Below are 12,544 nucleotides of genomic sequence, written 5' to 3'. Positions count from 1 at the left end.
CCAGCCAGCTTTCGCACAAGCCAGCTTGGCGGGGTCTCTATCCTGGTCAGGTAGCTGCCTGGCTAATTGCCGCTGGCCTGGCTCATCCCGCCAGAGGAGAGGTCCAGAGGCATAACGCCAGCAAGCTGCTGCTGGTTCAGCTTAGCGCGTAGATAGCCAGATTGCTATAGACCACGTTGGCATCGTTATCGCCCGCAGTGCCAAGAAAGCCGATATTGCCATCTGTATAGCTGTTATCGCTAACTGTGGTCAGGTAAACGTTGTTAGCGTAGAACGAGAGGCTGCTCCCGTTGGCAATGATCTGCAGCGTATTGGCGACACCGGCGCCAGACTGCAAAGCCGGAGAAGAGGCCCAGTCAGCGAAAGGCTGTTCAATACCCCCGTCGAATCTGGCGATCCGGTAACGGCCCTGGCTATCAACCTCGAAGAGATAGCCCGAGGAGAGGCTGAAGAGGTTAGGGTGGAGGCGAATGAAAACGCCTCCCGAGGCGCCGCTCAGGATCTTCATCTGCACGCTGAGGGCGATATTGCCGTAACTATAGTTCGCTTCATGGCAAATGCGCTGCGTTGTTGTCAGACTGACAGCCTGAACAACGTGGTAGCCATCACCTCCAAAGAGGCAATGACCGCTGCGGTCCCAGTTAGCTTGTCTGGTCGCCGGATTATCGGCGTTGGTCAGCGCATCGCTATAGACCAGCCTGCCTGCGGTGGCGGTCTGCCAGACTGCCGCAGTCGCGGTAGCCTGGGCCTGTGCAGTAGCCGTAGCCCCGGCCACGGCTGTACGCGTGGCTTGCACCTGCGCCTCGGCGGTCGCCGTGGCTTGGGCCTGTGCGGTAGCGGTCAGGTTAGGCGTGGCTGTGGGTGTCTGCTGCTGTCCGCTGGCCTGGCCGCTGGAGACCGTGGGACTCCCGTTCGTTCCCTGGTGTGGCGAGGAGAAGAAGGCCAGAGCTAGGGGAATGGAGATGGCAAGGAGCAGGACGAGGGCCAGGCTGGCAATGAACAGACCCCGGCGAGTGGAGGCCGTGCCTGGCTGGGCCCCGTATTGCTCATATTGTCTATAATGCTGCTGCTGTCCATAGTCAGGATAGCCCGCACCCAATGGAGGCGGCACGGTTGCTGCAGCGTTGGTTTGCCCGGGAGGAGGGTAAGAGGTTGGTTGAGGCGGCGTGGGCGTACCTATGCTGCCCATGCTACGCAGCACCAGTGGCTGTGGTGCCCCTGTTCCTGGAGTGCCTGCGCTATAGGTGCTGGCCTGGGTCCAGCCCTGGTACTGCTGGGCGGTGGCTCCTCTGGCCAAAGCCCGGCTGCTGCTGGCGACCGCCTGGCAGAATGCCTCAGCCAGCTCGCTGGCGCTGCTATAACGTAGCTCGGGCCGCTTCTCCAATCCTTTGAGAATCACCTGCTCGACGGCGGGACTGACGTGGGCAGCATAGAGGTGCGGCGGCGGAGGTGGCTTGCTGATGTGCATCGTGACGACCGCGATGGGATTCTCAGCGGTGAATGGCAGGCGCCCGGTGACCATCTCGAAGAGCAGGACCCCAAGCGAGTAGAGGTCACTGCGTACGTTGGCCCGGTTGTCCCCCTCGAACAACTCCGGCGCAACATATTCGACGGTGCCAAGGACGTTACCGGTGCTGGTGAGCTGCGTGGCGTCGCTGGTAGTGCGCGCGATGCCAAAATCGGAGAGATAGCAGTGCCCGTCGGCGTCGAGCAGCACGTTAGAGGACTTGATATCACGATGGATGATTCCCTGACGATGAATGTAGTCGAGAGCCGCGGCAATCTCGCGCAGGCTGCGGCAGGCTTCGCTCAGCGGCAGAGGCCCCTGCCGGATACGGGCCCGCAGCGTTCCTCCTTCCATGAAAGGCATCACAATATAGTACCAGGTCAGGCCATCAATCTCGCCCGAGCCAGTGTCATAAATCGGCACCAGATGCTCGTGCTTGAGCGAGGCCATCAGGCGCGCCTCGCGGATAAAGCGTCGCAGCAGCTCCTCGTCTTCTCGCTTGAACACCTTGATCGCCACGGTGCGCTCAACCGCCAGGTCGTAGCCCTCATAGACGTCGGCCATGCCTCCTTTGCCAATGAGCCGACGTATTTCATAGCGTTCGAGGGTCTTTCCCTCCAGACCTGCCATGCATCTTCTCCCGATTGAAGTCTCACGGTCTTGGAGAATGCTATCTTGCCCGCCGCTAGGGGGCATCTCCCTATAGATACAACGGTTGACCCTCCCTTTCGTTACTTGATCCAACCTCGCTTGATAAGAAAGAGCAAGAGCGGTGGCATGACTGCGCGGTAGATCAGGAACAATCCATAAGGAGAGATAATCAAAAAGCCGAGGCACATCATAGCAACAGCTATATTTAATAACTGCGGACTTCTCTCTGTAATGGAGAGTTCTGCGATCTGATTTACTAAGAAGAGGAGCAGTCTGCCAATAACGAGGATAAGGAGCACGGCTCCACAGCCAACCCCCCTTCTCAGGGATGGTGGCAAGCGCCGAAGAAGAGTGCGATAGCTGAGAATGGGCTGGTAGAGTGGGTGGGCCGCTCGGATAGCTTGTAGCAAGCGCTGCTGCGTCGTTTTCTCTTGAGGGTCCAGGCGGATTGCCTCCTTGAGGAGGTGCAGAGCCTCTTGAGGGCGGGCCTGGTAGTTGAGCAGGAAATCGCCGTAGTCACTGAGAATCGCTGCGTTCTGTGGTTCGCGTGCTAGGGCGCGAAGATAGGCTTGCTGTGCCAGGGTCAGATTGCCATCGATGCTGGCTTGGTATGCGAGCAGCGCTTGCAGGCGTGCCTCTTCGGGGTCAAGCTCCACGGCTTTGTAGACGTAGGGGCGGGCCTTGTCTGCTAAGGGCTGTGGTCTGAAGGAGAGATAGCTTGCTCCGAGAAAGTAGTAGGGCCAGGGATTAAGGGGTTCAAGCTCTCTAGCCTTCTCCAACTCTCTCTGGGCCGGCAGCGGCTGTGATTTTGCCAGCAGGATAATTCCATAGAGCAGATGATTCCTGCTGGACTGGGGATCAAGCCGTAGGGCTTCCCGTATGGCGTCCTCTGCCTGGACGTAGTCCTTGTTCCGCAAGGCCGCCGCGGCCATCAGGGCCAGGGCGTGGGTGTTCTCGGGCTGAACGCGCAAGACCTTGCTCATCAGCTCCAGCGCCAGCTGTGGCCGCTTGAGGTTCAAAGCAACAATGGCTTTCCTATAGTTTTCCCTGGCCGCCACCTCGTCCTGGGTCTTCCCTGTCTTTTCGCTCATGGTCATGGTTACCATTTGGCCTTCTGCAGAAAACGGAGCACATCGTCGTAGAGTCCTCCCTCATTGCTGTAAGTGGCGTAATTTTTGGCTGTAGCAAACCATTCAAGTGTGGAGGGACGGATCTGTTTGAGGGCTGCTAGCAGATCGCTAGTGCGCAGGGGGCGCGGCTGCCCCGTTTTGATCGCTTCACTCAGCACGGCCTCTGTCGCCCGCTCACAGACAGCGCGAATATCGGCGCCTGAGAATTTCTCCATCTGCCGGGCGAGCTGTGGGTAATCGATGGCCTCAGTAGGTTTCTCCTCCAGGTAGATGCGCAGAATCGCGCAGCGCGCCTCCAGGTCCGGGGGCGGTACAAAGAGAATGCGGTCGAAGCGCCCAGGCCGGCGCAAGGAGCTGTCGACAAACCAGGGGCTATTAGTCGCTCCCAGCACGAGGATCTCGCTGTTATTAGCGGCGATGCTATCCAGCTCTAGCAGCAGCTGGTTAGTTAAGATGCGGAGACCGTGGAAGCGCATTTGCTGCCGGCTCCCTCCGAGGGCATCCAGCTCGTCGATGAAGACGATCGCCGGGCGATTACGCCGTGCCAGCTCGAAGATCCCGTGAAGGTTCTTCTCGCTGTTCCCGATATACATATCTAGAATATCATGGATAGCAATATTGATGAAGCTACACTGGCTTTCCCCTGCTGCTGCTCTGGCCAGAAAGGTTTTCCCGCACCCAGGAGGCCCATAGAGTAGAATGCCGCCGCCAATGCGCTTTCCAAAGCGTTGAAAGAGAGCGGGCTGCTGGAGTGGATAGAGGATCTGCATACGGATCTGCTCTTTGATTTCCTCCAGACCGCCGACGTCCTTGAAGCTGGTGGTAGGCTGCTCAATTAGCTCTTGGTCGGCCTCCATCTCCTCTACTTCAGCAAAGCGCAGCAGGCGCAGCTTGCCTCTGATCACTATGCCTTGTCGGGCCAGCTCCTCTTCTGATCACTATGCCTTGTCGGGCCAGCTCCTCTTCGTAGCTGCTCTCGCGCAGGCTCTCGTCCGCCTTCAGGGCCTGGTCGTAGTAATGGCCTGCACGTTCGTACTCCTGGCGCGCGAAGGCATTTTTGGAAAGGAGCAGGTAAAGCTCGGGAGTGGCCTGTTGCTCTAGGGCGGTCTGTAAAAGCTGCTCCGCGCGCTCGAAGTCGCCGCGCTGATAGTAGGCGCGCCCGAGATTAACGCGGCTCGCGTGATCGTTACTGCGCTCCAGTACGGCCTGGAACTGCTCAATCGCTTCCTCGATCCGGCCCAGTCGCAACTGTAGCTCGGCCAGGTGCCTCCGTAGCGGAACGTTCTCAGGGCTGACTGCCAGAGCTTCTTTGAGGATCTCAATAGTCTGTTCGTCTTCCTGGTTGCTCATCGCTTTGCTCTGCCTCACTGAGACCTTAGTTTGAAGAGGATCAAGCAAGAAAGAGGGGTGTAGGCTGTCTGGCAGACAGCCTACACCCGTACATAGATCTGCTGCTGCTCATCGTAGCGATAGACTTCATTCCCCTTGTGGAAGGTCAGGTTGCCATGCGCGTCCAGGCTGAGCCAGAGAAGGACGCGCGTCCCCTGGGGGAGATGCAACGGGAGCTTCCAATGATCGAGGCTGCTTGGTCCAACCACGCCGAGCAACCAGGCTCCTCCATCGTCATCGATGGTGTTGGGCTGGAATTCGTCGCAGGAAGAGGAGTGATCATCGTAGGTGTCGTTGATCTGAATCTGACAGGCGTGCAGAGTAGCGCCGTTGAGCGAAGTCTGGGGGTTGGCATAGGGGTAGTTGCTCATCCCGGTAACATGTGCCAGCGGATAGGTAGCGAAGGCCCAGATCCAGGAACCGTTTTGCACGGGTACGTTGGTCGTGGCATCGACATTGACCACGACGCCCGGAGCGATACGCACCTGCATGGTGCAGCCCTGCGAGCAATCGATCCCCTGGTCTGGTGGAGTCGGCACGGGAATGAGCGGCGTTGGCAGAACCTGGGGCGGCGTGACGGGCCGCGCCTTCAGGATGATTCCGCCGAGTGCCATCAGAGGATACTGTGGCGAGAGCCGGATGACCATCCCTGGCTGGAGCTTGTGGCAGTCTTGGCCGATGGCCGAACTCAAGGCCCGCACAGTCTCCGGTTTGGCATCACTGAAGATCTGGCTGGCGTCCGCCATGTGCATTTGAACAGTCAGGATCTCGTCGCAGTTGTCCCCTTCCTGTACGGTGTAGAGCACAGGGCCTGGCTGTGGCAAGGCCTGGGCAAAGGCCGGATAGGGTGTCGGCACCGGTGTCGCTGGTACCCCAAGCGCGTAAAAAAAACCGCTGATAGCCGGCATGAGGCGACCCCCCAGATGGAAGCTATAGCTGAAAACGGGGGTAACAATCGCCCCAAACAGGATTAAGAGGAGCAGCAGCTTCCAGGGTATAAGACGCAACAGCGAGCGAAGTGTGTCGCTTGCTCGCGGGCGTGAAGGCATGCGACTGGCCATAAGGTGCTCTTCCCCTCACTTCATGCCGTCTCTTGGCATAGTGCTATTATAGCAGGACTGCGCTTTGCTGGCTATCAAGGGGGGACTGGCAGGCTCCTCTTGCTGCGAAGGATAACCCCTATTGTTATTCTACACTAGCGGCTATGCTTGCTTCTGCCAGACAGTTAGGCTGAGGGTTGGCTGATCTCGGTCAACAAAGGCTAGCTGTTCGGAGGCTGGGCAGGAAGCCAGCTCTGCGGAGAGAAGCTAGCTTCTCTGCTCCGGTTTCTGGCCAAGCAGGCGGAGATATGAGCGGGGGCAGCCCCCAGCGACCGCTCCAGAGGGGATAACTCTTGGTTATCCTCCCCCCTCCGCCTAGGGCAGCACCCAGGTCCCAGTGCGCCCGGCCAACGCGCGCCCAATCGCCTGGGGACAGGTGAGCAAGGCTGCGCCGCCACCGCGCTCCAGGTAGCGGATGACGGCGCGAATCTGTGATTGCTGGCGCGCGTTGGAGAAGTGTCCATCGGCCTCATATTGGCGCAGCTCGGCCAGGGTGAGCATATCCAAAGGATAAGCTCCTCCCGTCTGTTGGGGAAAGAGGACCACCCTCTCGGCTGTCGTGGCGATCAGGAAAAGGTCGGCATTCAGCTGCGTAGCCAGGAAGCTAGCGACTAGATCGCTATGGAGTCTGGCCTCCACCGGGCAGAGGCCTCCCTCTCCATCGCGTACCACCGGGATACTGCCGCCAGCTGCGGCAATCACAATGAAGCCGGCCTGGAGCAGGGTTTTGATGGCCTCCTGTTCTACCAGCTCCCGTGGCTCCAGCCTGGTCCTGGTCTCTCCCTTGTTGCTTGCCAAGCCGGTCGTGCAGGCCTCTGCCTCCTCCGTTGTCTGGGCCTCGGCTGGAGGCCATCTGACAGGCTGGGCGAGCGTTGTCTCATCGTCCTCTGGGCTGACGATGAGCCGCGTGAGCAGGCAGGCACTGCGGCGATTCAATCCCCGGTGCTGCAGCTCATGATCCAGGGCCTGCTGAATCAGATAGCCCAATCTTCCCTGCAGTCCTGCCAGGAAACTGGCAGGGGACCACTGGGAAGAGCGCAGGGACCCGTGAGGAAGAGGCTCGTCTGGCTGATTCAGCTGGGGGGTGTTGTCGTGGGCAATGACCACGTTCCAGCCGTTGACGACCAGGTCGACAACATACTTCGCTGACGCACATATGGCCTCAAGCTGCCCAGGTCCGTCCCTGTCTCCCTCGTCTTCGATGAGTGAGTTACCGCCTATGGCAACGACAGCCAGCTTGCTCATTGAACGGGTATCCTCCTCGGATAGTTCTCTCCACTGGCCAGCGAGCGTTTGCTGCTGTGCGCTCAGGCGCTGACTTGCAGCTCCAGGGATTGCAGCCCTTCGCTGCCTCTGGCGAGCGTAACAAGCTCGTCTTCGCGCTGCTCAATTGTCTCACCGCTACGCTGACCGCTAGCTGTGGCTAACAGGACTACCATCTCGTGGCGCTTGATCTTGCCTTCCTCAAGTAACTGCAGCAGGGCCGCGTAGGAGGCCGCTCCCGCTGGTTCAACGAAGATACCGGTCAGGGCGGCCAGCTCTTGGCGGGCCTTGAGCAGGGCCTCATCGCTGACGGTGATCCCAAAGCCGCCGCTCTGACGCACGTGTCGCAGGGCCATTGCTCCATTGTGGGGATGACCGACAGCGAGGCTCTCCACCTGAGTTGTCGGAGAAACGATCTCTGGCTGGCGCAGGGCCTCGTTCCCAAGGGAGCGTACGAAAGCCGGCGCACCTTCGGCCTGCACGGCGATGAGACGCGGAATCTGGCGAACGATGCCGAGCTGACGCAGATCTTCGAAGCCGCGGTAGATGCCGCTGATCAAGCCGCCATCGGCCACGGGCACCAGAATAGCGTCGGGAACGGCGTGCCCCAATTGCTCGGCAATTTCCAGGCCAACGGTCTTGAGTCCCTCGACAATGTAGGGGTTGTAACCGATATTGACGTTGTACCAGCCGAATTTTGCCGTGGCCTCGATGCTCAGGTCAAAGGCATCGTCGTAGCTGCCATCAACAGCAAAGATCCTGGCCCCGCATAGCTGCAGGACCCCGGCGAGCTTACGGGCGCTGCGCAAGGGGAGAAAGAGCTGACAGCTCAGTCCCAGGGCCGCCGCTTGCTGACTCAGCGCCAGAGCGCTGTTGCCTGTCGAGGCGCAGGCCAGCTTGCGCTCCTCTGGCAGGGCCAGACTGGTCGCGACAAATGCCCCGCGGTCGGTATATGAACCGCTGGGATTGCGCGTTTCATCCTTCAGCCAGAGGTTGCGCATATTCAGGTGCTTGCGTAGTCGCTCTGCCGGGTAGAGCGGCGTTCCCCCGACGATTAGCGGCGGCAAGCGATTGCCGTAAGGAATGGGAAGAAAGGGGCGATAGCGTCGAATTGAGGGATCACGGCTCTCGGCATGGTAATTCCAACGAATCTGGTCGTAGTCATACTGAACTAAAAGAGTGCCCTGGGGACCGCAGTTCGGGCAGGTATAGGTAACGCTGCCCGGAGTATAGCTACTGCCGCAGAGAACACATTCTAGCTTCAGAATATGGCTCGCTAACAGCATAGAACCTGTCCTTTATTGATATGCAGTAAGTTGAAATGAGTTGTTGTTTGTATGGCTGGAGAGCGCGCGACTGCGGCTGGCTGCCAGCCCTGTTGGTATCAGCGGGAGAGAGGAGCTTGTTCTGTTGCTCCACTGATCCCACCGCTTGCTATTATGGCACATGGGGGAGCCTGACGAGGGAGCGATCGATGCTGGTCAGGTGAGGGCAGCCTGCCAGGGCCATCGCTTGCTCCAGCTCGTCACGTAGCATAGCCAGGACGTCGGCCACCCCCTGGGCCCCGTTGACGGCCAGGCCCCAAAGAGGGGGACGCCCAACAAGAACCGCCCGCGCCCCCAGGGCCAGTGCCTTGAGGATATCGGTGCCGCGTCTGATTCCTCCATCCAGGTAGACCTCGCAGCGCCCTGCCACGGCCTCGACGATCTCCGGTAGGACTTCGATGGTGGCGGGTACGCTGTCAAGCTGGCGCCCTCCGTGATTCGAGACGATGATGGCGTCTACGCCGTGCTCACAGGCCCGCTGAGCGTCCTCGCCTGTCAGAATTCCTTTCAGAATCAACGGCAGGCGAGTGAGCGAGCGCAGCCAGGGAATGATCTCCCAGGTACAGGAGGGATCGGGCAGGTCACCCTCGCTCTCATTCTCGAAGTTGGCCTTGCGAATGCTGCGGCTGAGTGGATAGCGCGCGGCGCGCTCTTTGTTCCCCCAGCGCGGCGTGTCGACCGTCAGCACCAGGCCCTGATAGCCGGCGGCCTCTGCTCGCTCGACCAGGCGCTGAGCGGTCGGGCGCGTCGTGATATAGAGCTGAAACCAGAGTGGCCCGCCGGCGGCTGCGGCCACCTCCTCCAGACTGCGGCTGGCGGAGGTACTCACTACCAGCAAAGTGCCGGCCAGGGCGGCGCCGCGGGCCATCTCGCACTCTCCCTTGGGATGAGCCAGGCCTTGTAAAGCCGTTGGCGCGATGAAAATGGGCATTGGCAGGCTCATACCAAGCACTGTTGTTGTCAGGTCAATCTGACTGACGTCAACCAGGACCCGTGGTCTAAGTTTGATGCGCTCAAAGGCGCTGCGATTGGCCCGTAGTGTCACTTCGTCGTCGGCTCCACAGGCGTAGTAAACCCAGGAGCTGATGTCGATGCGCTCACGGGCCAGGGCCTCGTAGTCGAAGACGTTAATCAGGTCCATTGAGCTTTCTCCCTTTTTGCTTCCCCGCTTGCTCATGGGCCACTTCGTCAGACTGCCCACCCTGATGGTGGTCTGATGCCAGCCAGTGGTCGACACTGCTCAGGCTGGCCTTGCTGCCTGCTGTCTGACTACGTAGAGGGCGTGCAAGACGCGCTCGGGAGTCAGTGGAAGCTGGCGCAGGCGCACGCCGAGCGCGTCTGCAACGGCGTTGGCCAGGGCCGGGGCCACTGCGGCGATGGCGATCTCGCCAATGTCGCGGATGTCGAACGGGTCGGAGCTGTCGCCCTCCATAAGGACAATGCTCGTCTCGGGCATATCGCGAGCACTGAAGATCCGGTAGTCATTCAGATTAGTCGTCAGCAAGTTCCCCTGCTGATCATACACCATTTCCTCGCATAGGCTGTAACTGAGTCCTTGAGCAATGCCACCCTCGATCTGCCCCTCGGCAAGAACAGGGTTGACAATGTGACCGCCGTCGATCGCTGAGACAACCTTGAGCACGCGCGTCGCGCCTGTCGCGGTGTCGACTTCAACCTCGACACCTTGGGCGGCAAAGGTAGGAACGTTGCAGACAGCGTTCCAGGAGGAGGTGGCACTGATCGGCGTCGGTTGCTCGCCATAGAGAGCCTGCAGCGCTACCTGAGAGAGGCTGAGGCTCTTACCGCCTGGGGCGCTGATCTGATAGTCGGCCAGCGAGAGGCTCTCTGCTGGCACCTTGAGCAGCCGAGCAGCAACGCTGAGTAGTTGCTGTCGAACCTGCTCTGCTGCCTGCCTGACAGCGTGAACACAGGCGTAGAGGGAGGAGGAGGGGTCGCTGCTGGTGTCAAAGGGTGTGCTGTCGGTATCAGGAGGGTGAATGAGAATATCTTCAGGACGTACTCCGAGAACCTCGGCGGCGATCTGGGCCAGGATGGTATGGCTGCCGTTGCCGTTCTCAGGGAGGCTGATGAGCAGGTTGAAGGAGCCGTCCTCGTTGAGCTTGAGTGTGGCGCTGCTCAGCGAGGATTGGGCAGAGGTGGGCAGGTGCATGGCCAGAGCGATGCCAACACCGCGTTGGATGCGCCCGCTCTGACCGGGGCCACTCTGTCCCTGTCGACGTTTCTCGCGCCAGTTGAGCTGCTCTTCGACAACCTGCAGACAGCGAGGCAGCCCACAGTGTGTGAGCCGTACCTCTGCCGGGTAGGGAGAAGCCAGACCTGCCTGCTGGGGAGTGGGGGACTCGTAACTGGCTTTGACCAGGGAGAGGAAAGGGAGGGTTTCCCCCTCCTTGAGCCAGTTTTTGCGCCGCAAAGCCAGCGGGTCCATACCCAGGCGACGCGCGATCTCGTCCATGTGGCTTTCAAGGGCAAAGAGGCCCGCCAAAGCACCGTTGCTGCGGAATGCGCCAGCCGGTGGCAGGTTGGTATAGACCGCCTGGGCGCTGTAGCGTAGGCTCGGGCAAGGATAGAGAGGCAGACTGTTCAACCCGCTGCCCACAGTGATGGAAGCGACCTGGCCTCCGTAGGCGCCAGCGTTGACCAGGACCAGCATCTGGTTCGCGATGATGGTACCGTCACGCCGCAAGCCGGTCTTCAGGCGGATGATCTGGCTCGGCGCCACACGGCTGCTGCGAAACTCGTCCGCCCGGCTGTATGCAAGGCGCACGGGGCGATCGGTGGCCAGGGTGAGCAGAGCGCAGAGGTCTTCGACGATGAGATCGTGCTTGCCCCCAAAGCCTCCACCCACACGCGGGGCGATAACCCGAATGCGCCGCGGCGCTAGTCCGGTCAGCGCTGCCACAATGCGCCGCACGTGATAGGGCACCTCGCTGCTGGTGCGCACGACGAGCCGGTCATCCTCGTCCCAGTAGGTAAGAGCGACGTGATTTTCCAGGGTGGCGTGCTGGATCTGGGGAAGGATGTATTCGCCTTCCACGATCAGCTCGGCACTGGCAAAGGCCCGCTCAACATTGCCCTGCTCGAACTGCACGTGAGATGCAATATTGCGATTGGAGTCGTAGATGCCATACGACTCTGGTTCGGGGTGCAGCCGTGGTGCCCCCGGCTCTAGTGCCTGGCGGGGATCAAAAACGGCGGGCAGTGGCTCGTAATCGACCTTGATCAGCTTCAGCGCCTGCTCAGCGATTTCTGCTGTCTCGGCGGCGACGACTGCCACGCGGTCCCCCACGTAGCGGACGGTATGGTCCAGACTGTACTGGTCGTGCGGCCCAGGCTCAGGCCAGGGTTGACCAGCACTGGTATAGGCAATGCGGGGAATGTCTTTGTAGGTCAGGACAGCGTGCACGCCCGGCAAAGCTCGCGCCTCCGTGGTATCGATCTCCCGGATGATGGCATGGGCGTGGGGGCTTGTGAGCAGGCGAGCATGCAGAAGACCGGGCAAGTCGCAGTCGTCAGCAAAGGCCGGCTTGCCTGTGACGAGCTTGATGGCATCGATCTGGCGTTCTGGTTGCCCCATCATGACCTGCACGCGCTGCACTCCTGCGCCCGTCTGCTCGTATGGCTCCAGTGAGGCGCGTCCAAGATCCCAGGAGCGCGTACGACCGCCGCTATCGGGGATACTAATTGGCTCGATGTCCTCGCCGCGTAGCAGGGCGGCGGCGCGCTGAACGGCCTGGACAAGGCGGTTGTAGCCGGAGCAACGGCAGAGATTCCCCGCCAGCGCTTCGCGGATCTCTTCCTCGCTAGGGTTGGGATTACGTTGCAGGAGAGCGTAGGCTGAAAGCAGCATACCTGGGGTACAGAAGCCGCAGTGGACTGCGCCGGCGTCGATGAAGGTCTCCTGTAGGGGATGGAGGCGGTGAAGCGAGCCTAGCCCCTCAGCCGTGGTCACCGTGGCTCCGGCTGCCTGCATGGCGAGCATGACGCAGCTGGGGCGGGGCAGACCATCGATGAGCACTGTGCAGGCGCCGCAGTGCCCATGATCGCAGCCGTGCTTGACACTGTAGTAGCCTTCGCGCCGCAGGACGTTCAATAGCAACTCGTTGGGAGCGACGTCGAGGCTCTTGATTACTCCATTGATGCGTAGTTCTAGTTCCATGA

Annotated in this window: 9 protein-coding genes; all 9 read right to left on the bottom strand. The window is 60.4% G+C overall.

Annotation, left to right across the window (positions count from 1 at the left end; translation table 11 throughout):
* Positions 1 to 136 precede the first annotated feature (136 nt).
* The 9 genes from A4R35_RS08795 to A4R35_RS08760 all read right to left on the bottom strand — a co-directional run bounded on the left by A4R35_RS08795 (position 137) and on the right by A4R35_RS08760 (position 12,542).
* Complete coding sequence (locus A4R35_RS08795) at positions 137 to 2,137, bottom strand: serine/threonine-protein kinase (RefSeq protein ID WP_189361566.1); 2,001 nt, start codon at positions 2,135 to 2,137, stop codon at positions 137 to 139.
* A gap of 101 nt (positions 2,138 to 2,238) precedes the next feature.
* On the bottom strand, positions 2,239 to 3,249 hold the full coding sequence (locus tag A4R35_RS08790) for a tetratricopeptide repeat protein (RefSeq protein ID WP_189361564.1): 1,011 nt from the start codon (positions 3,247 to 3,249) through the stop codon (positions 2,239 to 2,241).
* Between the two features lie 8 nt (positions 3,250 to 3,257).
* Positions 3,258 to 4,145 carry an ATP-binding protein gene (locus A4R35_RS24645; RefSeq protein ID WP_223258261.1) on the bottom strand — a complete coding sequence of 296 codons (888 nt, stop codon included), beginning with the start codon at positions 4,143 to 4,145 and terminating at the stop codon, positions 3,258 to 3,260.
* Between the two features lie 10 nt (positions 4,146 to 4,155).
* On the bottom strand, positions 4,156 to 4,638 hold the full coding sequence (locus A4R35_RS24640) for a tetratricopeptide repeat protein (RefSeq protein ID WP_223258260.1): 483 nt from the start codon (positions 4,636 to 4,638) through the stop codon (positions 4,156 to 4,158).
* 80 nt (positions 4,639 to 4,718) lie between these two features.
* On the bottom strand, positions 4,719 to 5,738 hold the full coding sequence (locus A4R35_RS08780) for a hypothetical protein (protein WP_112428490.1): 1,020 nt from the start codon (positions 5,736 to 5,738) through the stop codon (positions 4,719 to 4,721).
* Positions 5,739 to 6,092: 354 nt separating this feature from the next.
* Positions 6,093 to 7,022 (bottom strand): amino acid kinase family protein, encoded by a 930-nt coding sequence (locus tag A4R35_RS08775; RefSeq protein ID WP_112428488.1) that lies wholly within the window; start codon positions 7,020 to 7,022, stop codon positions 6,093 to 6,095.
* 62 nt (positions 7,023 to 7,084) lie between these two features.
* Positions 7,085 to 8,326: a threonine synthase gene (thrC, locus tag A4R35_RS08770; RefSeq protein ID WP_112428486.1), complete on the bottom strand. Its 1,242-nt coding sequence runs from the start codon at positions 8,324 to 8,326 to the stop codon at positions 7,085 to 7,087.
* Between the two features lie 151 nt (positions 8,327 to 8,477).
* Positions 8,478 to 9,506, bottom strand: a complete 1,029-nt coding sequence (locus tag A4R35_RS08765; RefSeq protein WP_112428484.1) for an alpha-hydroxy acid oxidase — start codon at positions 9,504 to 9,506, stop codon at positions 8,478 to 8,480.
* 99 nt (positions 9,507 to 9,605) lie between these two features.
* Positions 9,606 to 12,542: a molybdopterin-dependent oxidoreductase gene (locus A4R35_RS08760; RefSeq protein WP_112428482.1), complete on the bottom strand. Its 2,937-nt coding sequence runs from the start codon at positions 12,540 to 12,542 to the stop codon at positions 9,606 to 9,608.
* Positions 12,543 to 12,544: the final 2 nt, after the last annotated feature.

The sequence above is a fragment of the Thermogemmatispora tikiterensis genome (genome assembly GCF_003268475.1).
Classification (GTDB): Bacteria; Chloroflexota; Ktedonobacteria; order Ktedonobacterales; family Ktedonobacteraceae; genus Thermogemmatispora; species Thermogemmatispora tikiterensis.
This window is presented reverse-complemented; position numbering and strand designations above follow the sequence as displayed.

Excerpts from the sequence above, each read along its gene's own strand:
- A4R35_RS08795 (WP_189361566.1), bottom strand. The coding sequence starts at position 2,137 with ATGGCAGGTCTGGAGGGAAAGACCCTCGAACGCTATGAAATACGTCGG.
- A4R35_RS08790 (WP_189361564.1), bottom strand. The coding sequence starts at position 3,249 with ATGAGCGAAAAGACAGGGAAGACCCAGGACGAGGTGGCGGCCAGGGAA.
- A4R35_RS24645 (WP_223258261.1), bottom strand. The coding sequence starts at position 4,145 with ATGGAGGCCGACCAAGAGCTAATTGAGCAGCCTACCACCAGCTTCAAG.
- A4R35_RS24640 (WP_223258260.1), bottom strand. The coding sequence starts at position 4,638 with ATGAGCAACCAGGAAGACGAACAGACTATTGAGATCCTCAAAGAAGCT.
- A4R35_RS08780 (WP_112428490.1), bottom strand. The coding sequence starts at position 5,738 with ATGGCCAGTCGCATGCCTTCACGCCCGCGAGCAAGCGACACACTTCGC.
- A4R35_RS08775 (WP_112428488.1), bottom strand. The coding sequence starts at position 7,022 with ATGAGCAAGCTGGCTGTCGTTGCCATAGGCGGTAACTCACTCATCGAA.
- thrC (WP_112428486.1), bottom strand. The coding sequence starts at position 8,326 with ATGCTGTTAGCGAGCCATATTCTGAAGCTAGAATGTGTTCTCTGCGGC.
- A4R35_RS08765 (WP_112428484.1), bottom strand. The coding sequence starts at position 9,506 with ATGGACCTGATTAACGTCTTCGACTACGAGGCCCTGGCCCGTGAGCGC.
- A4R35_RS08760 (WP_112428482.1), bottom strand. The coding sequence starts at position 12,542 with ATGGAACTAGAACTACGCATCAATGGAGTAATCAAGAGCCTCGACGTC.